Source organism: Pseudolactococcus piscium, from assembly GCF_002441695.1.
In the GTDB taxonomy this organism is placed as follows: Bacteria; Bacillota; Bacilli; order Lactobacillales; family Streptococcaceae; genus Pseudolactococcus; species Pseudolactococcus piscium.
In genome coordinates this window covers 76,776-95,259 of record NZ_JXJW01000002.1, presented here as the reverse complement: position 1 = coordinate 95,259, position 18,484 = coordinate 76,776, and the positions used below count along the sequence as shown (strand labels likewise).

Genomic DNA, 18,484 nt, shown 5'->3' with positions numbered 1-18,484 from the left:
ACTTGTTTGACTTCTGGGATTTTTCAATTAAAAGACGACTAGCTAATCCTTTAGCAACATTATTTTTGCCATCAAAAAAAGTCAATTGCTTGACTTTTTTGATCGTTTTAAACCGATAACAATGCCTGACAACGCCTACCGTATATTAGAGGAGTTGACTGTAACGGTTACTTAAACTAAACCTTGTGCTAACATCGCCTCGGCTACTTTTTTAAAGCCTGCGATATTGGCACCGGCTAGTAAATTATTTTCCAAGCCGAATTCTGCTGCCGTATCACGACAGTTTTCATAAATCATCTGCATAATTTTGTCTAACTCTTGATCCACATAATCAAAAGTCCAGGACAGTCTTGCTGAGTTTTGGCTCATCTCTAATGCTGAAACAGCAACCCCACCAGCATTTGCTGCCTTACCTGGACAATACGTTACCTGCTCAGCATGTAAGATATCCACCGCTGCAAGGGTCGTCGGCATATTCGCCCCTTCAGCAACGATTTTAACACCATTTTCGATCAGGCGTTTAGCCCCTTCGGTATCAATTTCATTTTGTGTCGCACATGGTAGTGCAATATCTGCCTTGACTTGATGTTGCCAAACTGACTCTCCTGCAACATAAGTTGCTGACGGTCTTGCTTTGACGTATTCAGTTAGGCGTTCACGTTTCACTTCTTTTATGTCTTTTAATAAGTCAAGATCGATCCCTTCTGGATCATAAATATAACCAGACGAGTCCGATGCAGTGACCACAAGGCCACCTAGGGCATGTACTTTTTCGATCGCATAAATCGCCACATTACCACTACCTGAAACCAGTACTGTCTTGCCCTTAAAACTATCGTCATTGTTTGCTAAGAGGTGCTTAACAAAGTAGACGAGGCCATAACCTGTTGCTTCTGTCCGAGCTAATGACCCACCAAAGGTAAGACCTTTGCCTGTTAGGACGCCTTGGTCATTGCCGCGTAAGCGTTTATACTGACCATAAAGGTAGCCAATTTCACGACCACCTACTCCGATATCACCTGCTGGTACATCTAAGTTTGGCCCAATATGACGATGTAATTCAGTCATAAAGCTCTGACAGAAGCGCATAATTTCACTATCAGACTTCCCTTTAGGATCAAAATCTGACCCACCTTTACCACCACCGATAGGTAGACCAGTCAAGGCATTTTTGAAAATTTGTTCAAATCCTAAAAACTTAAGGATAGACAGATTCACTGATGGATGGAAGCGTAAGCCACCTTTATAAGGCCCGATAGCTGAGTTAAACTGCACACGGAAGCCTCTGTTAATCCGCCATTCGCCTTGGTCATCCTGCCATGGCACACGAAACTGGAGCACACGCTCAGGTTCAGTTATCATATCTAAAATATGTTTTTCTGAAATTTCAGGATGCTTATCTAAAAAAGGCGTTAGATTTGCAAAAAACTCATCAATTGCTTGTAAAAATTCAACTTGACCTGGGTCTTTTTCATGAATTTTTGCTTGTAACTCAGTAATAAGGCTATGAGATTGTGACATGACAGTTCCTCTTTTTCTAAAGTATAAAGTAGCAGATAGGTCAATATTCAGTTAACAAATGCCTGACTGAATAAGATGACTATTTAATTATAGCACACTTGTCAAACATCTTATACATTTTTATCATTTATAATCGTTAGACATAGCAATTTTAGTCATAAAGTGGCAAAATAGAGGTATGACTAAACTACAAAAAATTACTGATTATCTCAATCAACAAGAATGGGATATGACCTTCATTACGAATCCAACTACTGTTAACTATCTAACAGGTTTTGCCATGGATCCACACGAACGTATCTTAGGCTTGATGGTATTCCCTGATCGGGAGCCAATCATGCTGACGCCCGAGCTTGAAGTCGAAAAAGCTAAAACTCATGTGAGCTTTGATGTCATCGGATATGCTGATAGCGAAAATCCGTGGGAAAAAATCGCGACTAAATTAAAGGGCTACCGGGTTAAGACAATCGCTGTTGAATTTGACCATCTTATTCTCAGTAAAAGTGATGGCCTCAAATCAGTCTTTAATGAAGTAACCTTTAAAAATTTAACACCATTGATCAATCAAATGCGCCTATTTAAGACAGCTGATGAGATTCAAAAGATGGTTGTTGCTGGTGATTACGCTGATAAATGCTTTGATATCGGCTTCAAGTTTGCGGCATCAGAAAAAGGTCTGACTGAGATGGATGTTGTGGCCAAAATCGAATTTGAAATGAAACGACAAGGTATTTCGGAGATGAGCTTTGATACCATGGTCTTGACAGGTGCCAGAGCAGCCAATCCTCATGGTGTCCCCGAAGCTGTTGCTATCCAAGAAAATAAATTATTACTTTTTGATTTAGGTGTCATGTCAAATGGCTATGCTTCAGATGCCTCTCGGACAATCGCAATCGGTCAACCTACTGACTTTGATCGTAAGATCTATGAGATTACACGTCAAGCACAGCAAGCAGCCTTAGACTTTGTCAAACCTGGTGTGACTGCCTTTGAAGTTGACAAGGTGGCACGTGATATCATTACAAAAGCGGGATACGGTGACTACTTTACGCATCGTACAGGACACGGTATCGGCATGGATGTCCATGAATACCCCTCTATCGGTGGCAGTGAAGATATTACGATAGAAACTGGCATGTGTTTCTCTGTTGAACCCGGTATTTATATCCCCAATCAAGTGGGTGTGCGCATAGAGGATTGTCTCTACGTGACCGCTACTGGGGCTGAAAGTTTGACCCATACGTCTAAGGATTTATTGGTATTTTAATGACTTGCCTTGTCACCACTGATAAAGTAGAGAAATAAAATCAGTATGGTAAAATTACTGAACAACCAGAAGATGTCAGAAATGATGACATCTTTTTTCATTGTCTTTATTTTGCGTCAATTTTATGCTAAAATAAGAAAGAATATACTTGAAAGGGAACAACTTATGAAAAAGAAATTATTGATGCTACTCACCTTGTTCATCACCTTATTGTCGATAACGAGTGTGAAAGCTGATGATAAACCAGTAAAAGATACCTATAAAATCGCCTCTGATTCGCTATTTGCACCATTTGAATTTCAAAACTCAGATAAACAGTATGTCGGCATAGATGTTGATTTACTCAAAGCAATCGCTAAAACCGAGAACTTTAAGATAACGATGGACTTCGTTGGCTTCCAAACTGCTGTTGACCAAACACAAGCAGGACATGCCGATGGCATGATCGCTGGGATGTCGATTACGGCTGAACGTAAAAATGTCTTTGACTTTTCAGATCCATACTTCACAGCCAATGCTAGTCTTGCTGTCAAAAAGACAACAACTGACATCAAATCTTACAAAGATTTAAAAGGAAAAACAGTTGGTGTCAAAAATGGAACGGCATCTCAAGCATTTATCGATAAAAATAAAGATAAATATGGCTATAAGGTCAAAGTCTTCGATGCTGCTGATACCATGTATCAAAGCTTAAACACAGGTTCAATCAATGCATTTATGGATGATGAACCTGTGGTCAAATATGCCATTATTCAAGGTCAAGAATTTGCAACACCCATCACACCTGAAAAAATAGGGGAGTATGGGTTTGCCGTTAAAAAAGGCGAGAATCCTGAGCTTATCTCGATGTTCAATGCTGGCTTAAAGAAAATTAAAGCCAATGGCCAGTATGATAAAATTGTTGCAAAATACATGGGAAATGACGCATCTGACGATAAAAAAGTAGATGAGTCAACGATGATTGGGATCATCAAAAACAACTGGCAACAACTGGCATCTGGACTTGGCTATACACTTGCGCTAACTTTGGTCTCATTTGTTCTTGCCTTGATCGTTGGGATTATCTTTGGGCTATTCAGTGTGTCACCTAGCAAATTCTTACGCGGCTTCACTAAAGTTTATGTTGACCTCGTACGTGGTGTGCCTTTGATGGTACTTGCCATCTTTATCTTCTATGGTATCCCTAACCTGTTTGAATCTATCACTGGTCAACCTAGTCCACTTAATGACTTTGCGGCTGGTATCATCGCACTGACCTTAAATGCATCAGCTTACATCGCTGAAATCGTACGTGGTGGTGTTAATTCTGTTGCGACTGGACAGATGGAAGCCTCACGTTCACTTGGTGTGCCTTATGTCAAAACAATGCAACGTGTCATCCTACCTCAAGCAGTTAAAATTACGATTCCAAGTTTGGTCAATCAATTTATCATTTCATTGAAAGACACGACAATCATTTCAGCTATCGGCTTAATTGAGCTCCTACAAACTGGTAAAATTATTGTTGCTCGAAACTTCCAATCATTTAAAGTCTATGGCTTGATTGCAATCATCTATCTCATTGTTATTCTCGCTTTGACAATCTTTGCGCGTCGACTTGAAAGGAATATGAAATAATGGCAAAACTAAAAATTGATATTACTGATTTACATAAATCTTTTGGCACTAACGAAGTCTTAAAAGGTATCTCAACTAAGTTTAACGAAGGCGACGTTGTGTGTATTATTGGCCCTTCTGGGTCTGGTAAGTCAACTTTTCTTAGAACGCTTAACGGCTTAGAAGAGATTACCTCTGGTAGTGTTATCGTTGACGGCTATGATTTATCTAATAAAAAGACCAACCTTAACCAAGTACGTCAAGAGGTTGGCATGGTTTTCCAACAGTTCAATCTATTTCCAAATATGACGGTGATTGATAACATCACTTATGCCCCACTTGAACTTAAAAAAATGACTAAATCTGAAGCCCATACCAAAGCGCTTGATTTGCTGGAAAAAGTGGGCTTGTCTGATAAGGCTGATGCCATGCCTGAAAGCTTGTCTGGTGGTCAAAAACAACGTGTTGCCATTGCTCGCGCACTGGCTATGGACCCTGATCTCATGTTGTTTGATGAACCAACATCAGCACTTGACCCAGAAATGGTAGGCGATGTCTTAGAAGTCATGCAAGATTTAGCTAAAGATGGTATGACCATGTTGATCGTTACCCACGAGATGGGATTTGCTCGTAAAGTGGCCAACCGCGTCATCTTTACAGATGGTGGCCAGATTTTAGAAGATAGTACACCTGATCAATTATTTGATAATCCGCAACATCCACGTTTGAAAGATTTCCTAAACAAAGTCTTGAACGTTTAAGCGATGCAACACTAAAAAAGTCCTTGATGATCGTTATCATCAAGGACTTTTTTTAGTTCAATAGACTAGCAGCAGCTTCATCAATGATGACAATCACATCATCATGTTGTTGTAAGACTGAAGCAGGTAGGCTTTCGGTAACTTCCCCTTCAATCATGCCTTTTACTGCTTCGGCTTTTTCATGACCCCAAGCCATCAAAATCAAAGTTTTAGATTTTAGAATACTTGCAATTCCCATAGACACAGCTTGTTTTGGTACATCTGCTTCATTAGCAAAATAACGTGAATTAGCTTTGATTGTACTTTGCGTTAAGTCTACAACGTGCGTTGTCACATCAAATGATGTACCTGGTTCGTTAAAGCCGATATGACCATTTTGACCAATACCCAGGATTTGCAAGTCGATGGGATGGGCATCGATAATTTCGTCGTATGCTTTCACTTCTTTATCTAAATCAGCAGCCTTACCATTTGGTAAGAAGTTTGCTTTAAAAGGTTTTTCATTAAAGAGATGTTGACTCATGAAATAGCGATAAGATTGTTCATCTGATCCGTCAAGGCCAACATACTCATCTAAGTTGATAGATGTTTTATCTGTAAAATCAAGATCACTATTAATAATTTGATTATAAAATTCAACTGGTGTTGAGCCTGTAGCTAAGCCAAATGTTTTAGCACCTGCTGCCATTTTTTCTGATACTATATCCAGGCCGATTTTAGCACCTTCAAGTTGATTTTTAACTGTTATGACTTTCATTATTTTCTCCTCTAAATAAATGAATGAATATGCTTTATTGGTATAGACCAATTGTATTCCTTTTCTGTCCATTTGTCAAGCATTAACCTCCCAAAAATGTTATAATTTTAACTATGAATATTGAAGACTTTAATTTTGATTTACCAGAAACACTCATCGCTCAGACACCACTTGAACATCGTTCTGAAAGCCGTTTATTAGTTATTGATAAGACAAAACAGACGATGGCAGATAAACATTTTTTTGATATTATCGACGAATTAAACAGTGGCGATACACTCGTCCTAAATAATACACGTGTCTTACCTGCCCGCCTCCATGGTCAAAAAGCTGATACAGGTGGCCATATCGAGCTATTGCTCTTAAAGAACACTGTCGATGATACTTGGGAAGTCCTTGCAAAACCTGCTAAAAAGCTTAAAAATGGAACTATGATCACCTTTGGTGATGGCCGCTTAACAGCTACAGTAGTCGATGACTCCTTAGATCATGGTGGCCGGATCGTCACCTTTACTTATGATGGTATCTTTTTAGAAGTACTTGAGAGCCTAGGTGAGATGCCACTTCCCCCTTATATCCATGAAAAATTAGCCGATCAAGGTCGCTATCAGACTGTCTACGCCAAAGAAAACGGCTCTGCTGCTGCACCAACTGCTGGCTTACATTTCACAGACGACTTACTTGCGCAAATCAAAGCCAAGGGGGTTAATATCGCTTGGGTTACCTTGCATGTCGGCCTGGGAACTTTCCGTCCTGTCAGCGTCGATAACATAGAAGAACACGATATGCACAGTGAATTTTATATTCTACCCCAAGAAACAGCTGAAATCATTAATGAGACAAAAGCTGCTGGAAAACGTGTTATCGCAGTTGGTACAACATCTATTCGGACACTGGAGTCTGTCGCAAAGAAATTCGATGGACAAGTTCAGGCAGATAGTGACTGGACAAATATCTTCATCAAACCAGGCTATCAGTTCCAAGTGGTTGATGCCTTCTCTACTAACTTCCATCTACCGAAATCAACTCTGGTCATGCTAGTTTCTGCCTTTGCTGGCCGCGAGTTTGTCTTATCAGCCTACCAGCACGCAATAGATGAGCATTATCGCTTCTTCAGTTTTGGGGATGCCATGTTTGTCAAATAAGCAAAAAGAAAAAGCAACAGACGATCATCAATCGTCTGTTGCTTTTTGAGTTACCAGTTAGGGATCGTCTCATAGTGGTATCTTGCTAGTCTAGCATGACTAGTCAAATCGACCTACCAAATTTCGCTTACCGATTTTTTGCTTTATTTTGTCGATCGGTAATTGGGCAAAGATGATGGCCATAAATACCAGGAGACAGCCCAGTAGTTCTCGGATAGTTAATCGGTCTCCTAAAATCAGAAATCCTGCCAGTAGCGAGAAGACAGCTTCCAGACTCATAATCATAGAGGCAAGAACTGGTTGTACGTGTTTTTGCGCGATGATTTGCATGGTATAGCCGATACCAGCTGAGATGACACCAGCGTATAGAATAGAGACTTTAGCTGACATGATGCCTGAGAAATCTAGCGGTTCAAAGAAAGGCAGGAAAATCAGTGCGATCAGACCCGCTACAAAAAACTGCGTAATGGCAAAATAAATAGGATCTACCTTGGGTAGGAAATAATCGATAATCAGGATTTGACAGGCAAAGCCAATCGCGCAAAAAAAGACATAGACATCACCAGATTGGATGCTGAATCTACCATCTGTCAAACAAAGCAGATACATACCAACTAGCGCTAACAGCACACTAAACCAGACGTGCTTGGCAACTTGTTGCTTAAATAGCAAGCCAATCAAGGGAATGATGATGATGTAAAGCGTTGTGATAAAGCCTGCCTTACCAACAGTTGTCTGCTGGATACCGATCTGCTGTAAGAAACTAGCGACAAATAACAGGGCACCACAAAGGCTACCAGCTAATAAAGAGAGGCGTCGTTTTGCAGTCGGCATCTTTTTCTCACTGAAAAAATAGGCACACGGTAAGATAGCGATGGCACCCAAAAAGTAACGACTTGCGCTAAAGGTGAGCGGGCCTACATCACGCGCACCTGATTTCTGAGCAACAAAGGCAATCCCCCAAATGAAGGCTGTTAGCCCTAATAATAAGCTCGACTCAAGTTGTTTTTTTGTCATTATCTTAAGCTCTACTTTCTATTACATAATCATGCTTGATTTGGATAAAGGTTTGAATTAACTGGAGTATTTGGAATAGCCTAGCACGGACTTCAAATTCTTCCCTTGTTTTTGGTAGCTCACTGGCACGATAGTGCCTTAATATCTCTTCAGTTTGTGCCATCAGTGCCTTACCATTATTATCACGCGCATAGGTGTCACTAATGGCCTTAAAAAGCTGTTCTAGTGATTGAAACTGTTGGTCTTGACCGGTCATATCGATCTGAATCAAAATTTCAGTTATTTCCCGAAAGAGTTCAACCTGTGTCGCTCTCATGGTCAAATAATCATAACTACCACTGGTATTCCCACTCAGTTTATTATCCATATGTCTTCTAGCGATCACCAAACTATCCAGGATATAGCCTTCTAAATCTTCGACCTTATGTAAAAAATGTGTCTGCTCTATTTTTTTATCCATGATAAAACTTAAGCGCTTAAAGAGATCCCGAAAATGGTGCTCAACGCGTTTTTCTCGTGCAGTCAATTCATCCTGAAAATTAGGCATCTTCCAGTTGACGATAAAAGCAAGCGATATGGCGATAAAGTTCAGTAAAAATTCATTTAACAAAAGGGATGTCGTAATCTGAGGTGCAACTAATAGGTGCGTCACCAAAACAGCGTTTGGTGCGATTGCCTCAGACATACCCCAGGCAGCGGAACACGGAATAAAAACTAACAAAAAGAGACTAAAGATAAGGACGTGATGACCGAGTAGATTAAACAGTATCGTTGACAGCAGCATGGCAAACAAAAAATTTAAGAGGCGATTTTTACCGCTCTTAAACGTTGATTTCTTTGTATTCGTGACACTCAAAATGGCGATAACACCTGCTGCCGTCGCGTATTCTAAACCAAGCAGATCTGCTATAAAAATCGCTAAGCTGGCTGCAATAACTGTTTTAACCGTCCTAGCACCTATCTTAAATCCTTTAGGAAAAATTATCATAGTTTATTATAACATACTGAGCTTACTTGCTCAGTCAAAGCGGACCCGTTTGACTTACAGCTGATAGGATAGCCAATCAAGCTTTTTATCTGCTGACGCCTGACAATAAAAAAGACAAGCCTTTCCTCGTTTATGAGGCGCTTGTCTATTATCTTTAGTTACGCACTTGCTTAATAGAAGGACACTTTTTCTTTTAAGCCAAGATTATAGTCATGTTCATAATCATAGAGCGGGGTCGGGAAAATCCCATCAAAGTAAGAGGTACAGATTTGATCTCCCAAGCCAATACCAGCTTTAAGACCGTCTATTGATAAGAAATGTAGGGTATCTGACCCTATAATCTCATTGATCTCTGCTACAGAATGATTGGCAGCGATTAACTCCTGACGTGTTTGAATATCAATCCCGTAGAAACAAGGATAGGCAAGCGGTGGACTGGCAATCACAACATGGACTTCTGCTGCCCCCGCTGCTTTAAGTAAGGCAACGATTCGCTTCGATGTCGTTCCCCTAACGATCGAATCATCCACCATAACTACGCGTTTGCCTTCAACAACACTACGAACACCTGATAGTTTCATCCGAACCCCTTGCTCACGAAGTTCTTGGGTTGGCTGAATAAAAGTGCGCTGGATATATTGGTTTTTGACCAAGCCCATCTCATAAGGCAAGCCTGATTCTTCTGCAAAACCTGACGCTGCTGATAGTGACGAGTTAGGTACCCCCACGACGATATCCGCTTCGATATGTGGATTCTCTTTGGCTAACAGTCTACCCATATTTTTTCGGGCAGTGTGAACATTCACCCCATAGATATTACTATCCGGACGGGCAAAATAAATAAATTCCATGCTACAAATTTTAAGATCAACTTCATTTGTGTAGGTATCGATATGAACACCGGCATCATCGATTGTCACAACTTGACCTGGCAAGACGTCTTGCACAAATGTCGCACCTACGACGTCCAAACCACACGTTTCACTGGCAATGACATAAGCCCCATTGGCCAACTTGCCGATAGCCAGTGGTCTAAAGCCATTTGGATCAAGTGCAGCAATAATTCGATCCTCAGTGATCAGTAGGTAGGCAAAGCCACCCTTAACTGTGTTAAGCGCTGACTTGACATTATCCATTAGATTCGGTGACAAGCCACGACGAATTAAATGCATCAAGATTTCAGTATCTGAGTTACTGTGAAAAATAGCCCCTTTTGACTCCAAATCCCGCTTTAAAGTGCGTGTATTTGTCAGATTACCATTATGGCAAAGTCCCAGCTGAGCATCATGGAAATTAAAGAGAAAGGGTTGTACATTATCGATAGAGGCAGATCCTGCTGTCGCATAGCGAACATGACCAATGGCCGCATTTCCTGCTAATCGGTCAAAGTTTTTCTCATCTTTGAACACATCTGACAGCAATCCCAAGTCTCGGTGTCCCTTAAGGTGACCGTTATTATTTGCGATAATCCCTGCACCCTCTTGCCCTCTATGCTGTAAGGCATGTAAACCAAAATAAGTCAATTTTGCTGCATCAGGGTGGCCCCATACACCAAATAAGCCACATTCTTCATTAAGTGATTTTACTTCGTAAGTCATTTTACACCATTCTTTTAATTTTCTGGCACTTCAGGGTACTTTTTTTGACTGGGTCAATCAAAGCTTTAGAAATATCTCATGTATCTTATTCTACACTTATCATTTGGTGAAAAATAGTAAATTCCACTACTTTTAGTAATAACAAGTAGCTATCGTTCGGTTTTTGTGACACTTTAATCCTTTTTCCAAGCTACTTATTCGTTTAGGCGCACGACTTTTCTTATTTGATCAGGGTATGACTGCACTGCGCTTCATTAATCGACACCCTTAGATAACTGATAATCGTCCCAAAACGTCGGTTTTTGCTACTGATTAAATCAAAAAAAGAGCCCTTAGACTCTTATATCAGGATAATAAGCAACAGGCGGTATAGGTTTTTTCCCTTTGCTATGAATTAGTAACTTGCAGGATAGCTGTCAGTGCACTTCTATAAAAAAAAGTATGGGTCTATATTTCCCATACGATTTATTATAGCGTTTTATTACACAGCAAAGAGAAGCAGGAAAATAAGAGGTAAGATGAGCATCAAGACAATCAGAATGGCATATGTCTTTTTCTTTGCATTAACGATGGCGATGAATTCCCTGATAAAGGCAGGAATTCGATAATAAAGGGCAGTCTTACCACCATACCCTTGTGCATCTAAGCCTAACGATTTAGCAAAAATAGCTGCACGTAAGACATGATAATCAGAGGTAAAGAAAGAAAAGGGGTTTTCCTGGATGAGTGCCGATGAGAAGACGAGATTTTCATAAGTCGTACGACTTTTATCTTCTAACAGCGTCCGATGCTCTGGAAAATGCAATTCTGATACCGCATAGGCTCGCATGGCGCTTGCTTCTGATTGTTTCTCATCAGCCCCTTGTCCTCCAGAAAAAATGATGATTGTTTCTGCTTGCGCTAACCTGACTGCTTTTTCAATTCGAGCAGCCAATAGTTTACCAACCTGATCACCATTTACCAAGCCAGCACCTAATACGACAAAATACTGTTTGTTCTTGCTTTGTAATGGGGCTTGCTTCGCATAAATTAGACTAGACACTAGAAATACCACAAAATTCCAAATCATGAAGGGTAAAAACAAGCCATAAAAGACGCTAAAATATTTGAGCCAATCATATTCCTCTGGGAGTACAACTAATGCATTCGTTAGTCTACCGATTAGGAAAAACGCAATTACTGATAAGGGCAGGAGTAAATTCCCTAGACTATGATTTTCCAAACGCCATACTTTGATACTTTCAACAATCAGTAAAATAAATAAGACGATCCCGCCAACAAACAATAGGATAAGCCCGAGGATAGCTTCGGTGATTAATACTTTATCCCATCTCAATAATAAAAACAGGAGATTAATCGTGATGAATGACATGACTAGTAACAAAATAAAACGTGAGCCCGTTTTTAAAGTACGTAACTCCGTTTTAAGTTGCCTAACATATAAAAATCCAGTAATTAGTGTGATCGTCGTACTGATCCCCAATATACTCAATAAAATTGACACGCGCTAACTACCCACTTCTTTCCTAAACTTCAGCAGTCTCAGAATCCTCATCTAAATGTAACTTACCTGTTTCCTGGAACAGTTTGTACATGGCATCTATCTCTGCTTTAAACTCGGTTAGCATGACAGCTTCATCAACTGTTTTGATAATCTTGCCTTTTTTAAAGAGCATACCTTTACCTGCACCACCTGCAAGACCGATATCTGCCTCACGCGCTTCACCAGGACCATTTACACCACAACCCAGAATGGCAACCGTTATCGGTGCTTTAATATTATCGATATAAGCTTCTAACTCTTCTGCTATCGGGATTAAATCAATTTCAATACGACCACAGGTTGGACATGAGACAAGCGTCGCTGCATTATCGATCAAACCAAATGATTTCAAAACTTCACGGCCGACTTTGATTTCTTCACGCGGATCTGCAGATAATGAAATACGCATGGTATCACCGATACCTAATGAGAGTAATGCCCCCATGCCTGCTGCTGATTTTACGGAGCCAGAGAACAAGGGACCTGCTTCTGTAATCCCAAGATGAAGCGGATAGTCAAAGCGTTCTGCGGCTAATCTATAGGCTTCTAGTGCCAATTCAACATTTGATGCCTTCATAGAGATGATAATATCGTGAAAATCTAGTTCTTCTAATATTTCCACATGTTCAATCGCTGATTCCAACATACCTTGAGCTGTTGGATAGCCATATTTTTGCAAGAATTTTTTTTCTAAAGATCCCGCATTAACCCCAATACGAATCGGAATGTTACGTGCTTTACAAGCTTCTACAACCTTTGCCACACGGTCTTTACGACCAATGTTACCAGGATTAATCCGAATCTTATCAACACCAGATTCGATCGCTTGAAGGGCCAGACGGTAATCAAAATGAATATCTGCCACTAAAGGGATATTAATCTGAGCTTTAATCTCTTTAATCGCTAGGGCAGCTTCCATATCTGGTACAGCAACACGTACCAGTTGGCAACCACTTTCCTCTAGCTGATGAATCTGTTCGACAGTTGCTGCCACGTCCTGTGTTTTCGTCGTACACATGGACTGTAAGATGACCTTGTTACGGCCACCAATGACAACTGCGTTCTCGCCACTGCCTACCATGACAGCGCGCGTTTTTCTTCTATGTGTTAAAGTCAAAACTCGACCTACTTTCTTTATTTGACAACTACTAGTCGTACCTCTTAAATTATATCAAAAAAACACCTGTTAAAGTTTACAAGTGCCTTACTATTTGATGAGAAAAACTAGAAAATTCACTTAAACTCATGCTAATATGTCTTACTCTGCAAAGGAAAATGTTAACCTAATATTTTTATCAATTGCGCTAAATAGTGCTTGATAGTAGGCCTTTGCCGCATTATTCATTTGATCCTTATACTGCTTCAAATAGTCTTTTTGCTTAGCATTAGACAATTTTTTTGTGACCAGTTCCCCTGTATCAATATCAGAAGTAGAGTAGCTCAACAACTCACCACTCGCATCATATAGCTGATAAGGCGCTGTTTTATCTAAAGCGATACCAATCACGTCATACTTTGGTACTGTAATCTTGTAGCTGTTCTCACTTAATTTAGCCACGTCAACTGCTTTTTTGATCCCTAACTTTGCCTCAAAATTCAGGATGATGACTGCTTTTTTCTCAGTAAGTGGAATGCCGATTTTAGTCCAAGGAATCGTTGTGTTGTTTGCTTTCGTCTCGATCGATTGCACACCAACATTTAAAAAGACGGTCTCATTGGCTTGCTTAATATATTTAACTAGAGAATATGATTGCTTATTCTCTTTCTGCTTATAAGCACCGGCATTAATCACTGAGAACACAAGGAAGCCAACCGCCACTAAAATTAACCAGCCTAAGGCAACCTTTAGCGTTAACATTTTTTTAAACCCCTTTAATAAAAACATCTGTTCAATCCCCTTTGACTACCTTAAAAATAATAACGCCTGCTGCTATCAGTGCAAGTAAAGGATTAAGAAATCCTAGTCCTATTGTTAATATAATTGCTAAAATCAGAATGCCCTTGTTCATCCTCGTCCTTTCTTGTCCTTAGAAATAGTGTCATGATACACTGAGATATCGATGAATAGACTTCATATCTGTTATCCTTAAAAAAACTAACAGCTCTATTATATCATGATTAACTTGATTTCAAAATCAAGTCGTTTTCAGCACCTTTTCTGGAGCAGTATGATAGTCAGCTAATGACTGCTACAAAATAAAAAAAAGCGACTTTACTTAACCTAAGTTAAACAAAATAGCGCTTTTAATATCTGTTATTGAATGGTTGCTAAGATAACAAAGTTTAAAATGAATAACACATCGATGACCCAGATAACTGGACTCACTTCTTTTGCTTTACCTTTAGCTACTTTGATGATTGTGTAGAAGATAAACCCTGCGGCGATACCGTAAGATTAGAACTTAAAAAATTATATTTTTGTTTTGATTATACCGCTATTATAGCATATATAAAAGCAAAAATCTATCAAAATAGGTGTTGGAAAGCCGTAAGTTTGCTTAAATTTGAAACAAAAAAACATCTCAATTCACATCAAGATGTTTTTTTAAAGGAGTTTGTAATTATGAAAAAAGTATGTTACTAATTTTGGGGTAAGTACAGTATACAAATAATGGCTTAATGTAAGCTTAAATTTCATTTACTCTTTATATCAGACAAATAACTAGAATTATCAATTAAATACTGTCTTGTCATAGGCTGCAAGCCATAAGAAAGTCCTGTAGTCAATCCACCTAATCTATTTGAATATATTACACCGAGTTTAGTTAATTTTGTTAAGGATGCATCTCCCCAGACATTGAAATTGTACGTATCATTATCAAAAATTAAGTAAACTATCCTTTTCTCAGAATCTGTTAAAGTCATCATTATATTATTAAAACCCTTTTTTACTCTTTTATTTTCTAAATATATTTTTAACCTCTCAAGTATTTTCTCTAAAAAATTTATAAGTACAATTGATGCTATCCTAAAATCTTAGAGTCGATATTGTATAATTTATACAGAAGGAAGAAACTATGCAAAAACGATACTCAAAAGATTTTAAAGAAACAATTGTTGACTTATATCAAACAGGTCAATCGGTAGCTCATCTAGCTAAAGAATATGGTATATCTCCTGCAACCATCTATAAATGGATTGACCTCTATTCAAAGCCTAATGACAACTCAATATCAAAATCTGACTATCTTGAACTAAAAAGACAGCTAACACAGGTTAAAGAGGAACGAGATATCTTAAAAAAAGTATTGACCATATTCGCAGAGAAAATGAATTGAGTGCTGTGGATATGACGCAAACAATACAAATTTTAGCACTCAATATCAGATTAAGTTGTCAATTACTTGGTGTTCCAGAGTCAAGTTATTATAAACGAATCAATCATCTCCCGTCCAAAACCCAATTAAGACGTCAAGAGTTATCCTTGAAGATTGGTCAGCTATTCAAATAGAATCGAGCTATCTATGGTGCACCTAAAGTTCATCAACTGTTACTTAAGCAGGGAGAAAAAATTGGCATAAAACTTGTTCAAAAATTGATGAAGGAGCTCTCTTTGAAGTCCCTCGTCACTAAAAACTTCAAACCAGCACACACTTCAGTTAACACCATTGACCGTCAAAATATGGTGTTAACTGAACCTATAGCGAAGAACAAGGTCTGGTCAACTGACATTACTTATATCTCAACTAGCAAAGGCTGGTGCTACCTCTCAACCATTATGGACCGCTATACTAAACAAATTATTGCTTGGGATTTAGATAAACATATGACTGTTAAGTTATTCCAACGTACCTTGAAGAAAGCTATTGTGTCTCAAGGAGAGACGAGCTCAATTATCTTGCATTCTGATCAGGGAAGTCAATATACAAGCAATGAATATCAAACGTTAGTTGAGGATCATGGCATGGCTCACTCATTTAGCAGAAAAGGCTATCCTTATCATAATGCTACCCTTGAATCGTGGCATGGACATTTAAAGAGAGAATGGACTTACCAATTTAAGTACAGAAATTTTGAAGAAGCCTATCAAAGCATTTTTTGGTATATTGAAGCTTTTTACAATTCAAAACGCATTCATCAAAGTTTAGGATATTTAACTCCTAATCAGTTTGAAAAGATGACTGCTTAATTTAAGAGAATTTATACTATTTCTACTCTAAGAACTTGACATAATGTCAGAGTCTTTAAATTTACTTTCATTGTCTTCATATAATTTCTCTATCAAGTACGAATAATTGTACACATACTCTTCAAAAGAAAGTTCTTTTCTTCTAAACTGCCATTATATCTTGCTCTCTCTGAATCACTCTCATCAGCTTTTAAAAGGTATCTTTCCATGTTCTATTCTCTTTTAGATATTTCAAAATTAAATACTAATCTTATATTTAAATACAATATATCTTGTATTATTCTTTATCCAATCAACTTTATTTATTTTATCTGTTTCTTTACAATTTATTAGCTCTTGTTCACAATCTTCACTTTGAAAATATACATTAATATCATTAAAATTCATCATGGATTTAGTAAAATTATAATAAACTACCTTATGTTTTCCACCAAATCCTTTATGTACCTTTTTATATACTCGTCTAACTATTTCACAGTTTTGAATTTCTAGAAAAAACATGCACTCATCATTTTCAAGTTCTTTAATAATATCTTCATAATATAAAATTCTATATTTTTCTATTGTCATTGCATCACCGCTTTCTAATTTAATTATAATACAATAAAAAAGCTAAAGCAATTAACCTTTAGTAATAACATATAATCAGTCTGTTTGATCTTAATTATATGCTATAATATACTTAAATAAAATAGATAGAAGAATAACAATGACTGATAATGACTATAATGTTGCTATTACCGAATTAACCACATTGCTAAAAAAATCTAATCTTGTTACCCTAAAAGAATACAATGAACTAGATAATAAAGAAAATTTAATTCTGTTTAAAGAAATAGAAAAAAATACTTTTAGATTCCTCTTAGAAGAAAACAAAATAAATTCTAATTTAAACGCACTTTTTAAAAAAAATGATGAAAAAGGCAGAATTTTATATAGTGGTTTTGATGTATTTCGTGAAATTTTTAAAATACCAAAAGAGGATATAATAAATCATATCCTTATAAAAACAACTAATTATAAAGGTATTCATAACTATCGCTATGACTATGATATTACTATTGCCATATCTGATTACAAACTAATTTTTTAATTAAATAAAACTCCTTACCATTTTTTTAGGGTAAAGAGTTTTATTATGCCACCAACTTCATTTCCAACAATTCTTTTTCATCGTATAATACATTTACTAACATATAAGCAAACTGTTTGACTTGATTTTCTTTAAAACTTTGCAATGCAATTCCTTTGTCAACATGACTAAACGCTTTGCTAAATAAGTAACTTAGCATGCTGTCATACATGTCAGCTAAAACTTTAAATATCATCACAACTTGTTTGAGCGCTATATACTCGTTCTTCTATTCCATCTTTTGCAACCATTCCAGCTATTTGTACTGTGTCTTTTTCTAATTCTGTCTTGTTCATTCTTTAGTTTTCCTTCAACTAAAGAACCCCACTTATATTTTTTAATCTCCCATTTAAAAACATTTACAACATATGTTACTATTTATTTTATTGCTTCGTTCATATCATCGTCTAGTTTAGTCATTTTCTTATCTAATTCACTCATGTTGCTTTCTAGCAAATCAGCTTGAATATTTGAAATTTGTAGACCCATTTTCAAAGTCTTTAAAAATTCTTCGTTTAGTAGTTCTTTTTCTGTTTTAGTCATATTTATATTATCCTTTTTTCTATTATATTAGTTAAACAACTTATCAACTATTAATTAAGCTGCTTTTTTATCCAATTTTTCTTTATCAACATTTAGAACTTTAACTTTGCTATCAGCTGTTTTTGTCATGTGTTGTTTAAGTGTAATCATTTCCATTTTCTTATATTCCTTTTTCTATTTAAACAATTTGTCTAATTCATTATTTGTTTTCGTATGTGTATGCAAGTAAATGATATTATTTTGCTTGCAATCATCTACAAGTTTAATCGCTTCATTGTCTTCAACTGTTGCTTTATATTCTTTTTCCATTTTGGAATACTCAGTCACATCAGCTTCAGCAAATCCGATTTGTTGATCAAGCACAGTCATAAACTTGAAATAGGTTCTATTTTCCATCTGTAAATAAGGCGAAAAGTTCGATGGTTGTTCTTGTAACCCTGTTTCATAACGCCAGAACATTTCTTTTTTGCCTTTAATTTTCCTTTTA

General features: G+C 37.5%; 16 protein-coding genes and 2 pseudogenes. 6 read left to right on the top strand and 12 right to left on the bottom strand.

What is annotated here, in order from left to right; genetic code table 11:
- Nucleotides 1–171: 171 nt before the first annotated feature.
- Entirely contained in the window at nt 172–1,521 is a 1,350-nt protein-coding gene (gdhA, locus tag RU86_RS01410) for an NADP-specific glutamate dehydrogenase (protein WP_096813688.1), read from the bottom strand.
- Nucleotides 1,522–1,699: 178 nt separating this feature from the next.
- Between gdhA and RU86_RS01405 the strand changes: the two genes are divergently transcribed.
- The 3 genes and pseudogenes from RU86_RS01405 (at nt 1,700) to RU86_RS01395 (ending at nt 5,145) form a co-directional block, all read left to right on the top strand.
- Nucleotides 1,700–2,788: a M24 family metallopeptidase gene (locus RU86_RS01405; RefSeq protein WP_096813687.1), complete on the top strand. Its 1,089-nt coding sequence runs from the start codon at nt 1,700–1,702 to the stop codon at nt 2,786–2,788.
- A gap of 228 nt (nt 2,789–3,016) precedes the next feature.
- Nucleotides 3,017–4,405, top strand: a pseudogene (locus RU86_RS01400) (amino acid ABC transporter substrate-binding protein/permease); the annotation flags it as partial.
- Nucleotides 4,405–5,145 carry an amino acid ABC transporter ATP-binding protein gene (locus RU86_RS01395; protein WP_096813686.1) on the top strand — a complete coding sequence of 247 codons (741 nt, stop codon included), beginning with the start codon at nt 4,405–4,407 and terminating at the stop codon, nt 5,143–5,145. The pseudogene RU86_RS01400 and the gene RU86_RS01395, both read left to right, overlap by 1 nt.
- A gap of 52 nt (nt 5,146–5,197) precedes the next feature.
- On the opposite strand, the gene nagB is transcribed toward RU86_RS01395, so the two are convergent.
- The gene (gene nagB / locus RU86_RS01390) at nt 5,198–5,902 is read right to left on the bottom strand and encodes a glucosamine-6-phosphate deaminase (RefSeq protein WP_096813685.1); all 705 of its coding nucleotides are present in this window, start codon (nt 5,900–5,902) and stop codon (nt 5,198–5,200) included.
- Nucleotides 5,903–6,015: 113 nt separating this feature from the next.
- Between nagB and queA the strand changes: the two genes are divergently transcribed.
- The gene (gene queA / locus RU86_RS01385; RefSeq protein WP_096813684.1) at nt 6,016–7,047 is read left to right on the top strand and encodes a tRNA preQ1(34) S-adenosylmethionine ribosyltransferase-isomerase QueA; all 1,032 of its coding nucleotides are present in this window, start codon (nt 6,016–6,018) and stop codon (nt 7,045–7,047) included.
- Between the two features lie 99 nt (nt 7,048–7,146).
- Here the strand turns inward: queA and RU86_RS01380 are convergent, their stop codons facing one another.
- From RU86_RS01380 to RU86_RS01355, 6 genes are all read right to left on the bottom strand, one after another.
- The gene (locus tag RU86_RS01380; protein WP_096813683.1) at nt 7,147–8,064 is read right to left on the bottom strand and encodes a DMT family transporter; all 918 of its coding nucleotides are present in this window, start codon (nt 8,062–8,064) and stop codon (nt 7,147–7,149) included.
- Between the two features lie 4 nt (nt 8,065–8,068).
- On the bottom strand, nt 8,069–9,052 hold the full coding sequence (locus tag RU86_RS01375; protein ID WP_096813682.1) for an aromatic acid exporter family protein: 984 nt from the start codon (nt 9,050–9,052) through the stop codon (nt 8,069–8,071).
- A 170-nt stretch (nt 9,053–9,222) separates the two neighbouring features.
- Nucleotides 9,223–10,650 (bottom strand): amidophosphoribosyltransferase, encoded by a 1,428-nt coding sequence (gene purF, locus RU86_RS01370; RefSeq protein WP_096813681.1) that lies wholly within the window; start codon nt 10,648–10,650, stop codon nt 9,223–9,225.
- A 481-nt stretch (nt 10,651–11,131) separates the two neighbouring features.
- The gene (locus RU86_RS01365; protein ID WP_143468076.1) at nt 11,132–12,154 is read right to left on the bottom strand and encodes a YdcF family protein; all 1,023 of its coding nucleotides are present in this window, start codon (nt 12,152–12,154) and stop codon (nt 11,132–11,134) included.
- A 22-nt stretch (nt 12,155–12,176) separates the two neighbouring features.
- On the bottom strand, nt 12,177–13,310 hold the full coding sequence (ispG, locus tag RU86_RS01360) for a flavodoxin-dependent (E)-4-hydroxy-3-methylbut-2-enyl-diphosphate synthase (RefSeq protein ID WP_179296168.1): 1,134 nt from the start codon (nt 13,308–13,310) through the stop codon (nt 12,177–12,179).
- Between the two features lie 141 nt (nt 13,311–13,451).
- Nucleotides 13,452–14,078, bottom strand: coding sequence for a DUF4230 domain-containing protein (locus tag RU86_RS01355; protein ID WP_096813678.1), 627 nt, complete (start codon nt 14,076–14,078; stop codon nt 13,452–13,454).
- A 1,132-nt stretch (nt 14,079–15,210) separates the two neighbouring features.
- Between RU86_RS01355 and RU86_RS01340 the strand changes: the two are divergent.
- Nucleotides 15,211–16,322, top strand: a pseudogene (locus RU86_RS01340) (IS3 family transposase).
- 237 nt (nt 16,323–16,559) lie between these two features.
- On the opposite strand, the gene RU86_RS01335 reads toward RU86_RS01340, so the two are convergent.
- Nucleotides 16,560–16,892 (bottom strand): hypothetical protein, encoded by a 333-nt coding sequence (locus tag RU86_RS01335; RefSeq protein WP_096813676.1) that lies wholly within the window; start codon nt 16,890–16,892, stop codon nt 16,560–16,562.
- Between the two features lie 139 nt (nt 16,893–17,031).
- Between RU86_RS01335 and RU86_RS01330 the strand changes: the two genes are divergently transcribed.
- Nucleotides 17,032–17,415 (top strand): hypothetical protein, encoded by a 384-nt coding sequence (locus tag RU86_RS01330; RefSeq protein ID WP_096813675.1) that lies wholly within the window; start codon nt 17,032–17,034, stop codon nt 17,413–17,415.
- A gap of 43 nt (nt 17,416–17,458) precedes the next feature.
- Here the strand turns inward: RU86_RS01330 and RU86_RS01325 are convergent, their stop codons facing one another.
- From RU86_RS01325 to RU86_RS01320, 3 genes are all read right to left on the bottom strand, one after another.
- Nucleotides 17,459–17,650, bottom strand: a complete 192-nt coding sequence (locus tag RU86_RS01325) for a hypothetical protein (protein WP_096813674.1) — start codon at nt 17,648–17,650, stop codon at nt 17,459–17,461.
- A gap of 182 nt (nt 17,651–17,832) precedes the next feature.
- Complete coding sequence (locus RU86_RS11985; protein WP_179296167.1) at nt 17,833–17,997, bottom strand: hypothetical protein; 165 nt, start codon at nt 17,995–17,997, stop codon at nt 17,833–17,835.
- A gap of 174 nt (nt 17,998–18,171) precedes the next feature.
- Nucleotides 18,172–18,456 carry a hypothetical protein gene (locus RU86_RS01320; protein WP_096813673.1) on the bottom strand — a complete coding sequence of 95 codons (285 nt, stop codon included), beginning with the start codon at nt 18,454–18,456 and terminating at the stop codon, nt 18,172–18,174.
- Nucleotides 18,457–18,484 lie beyond the last annotated feature (28 nt).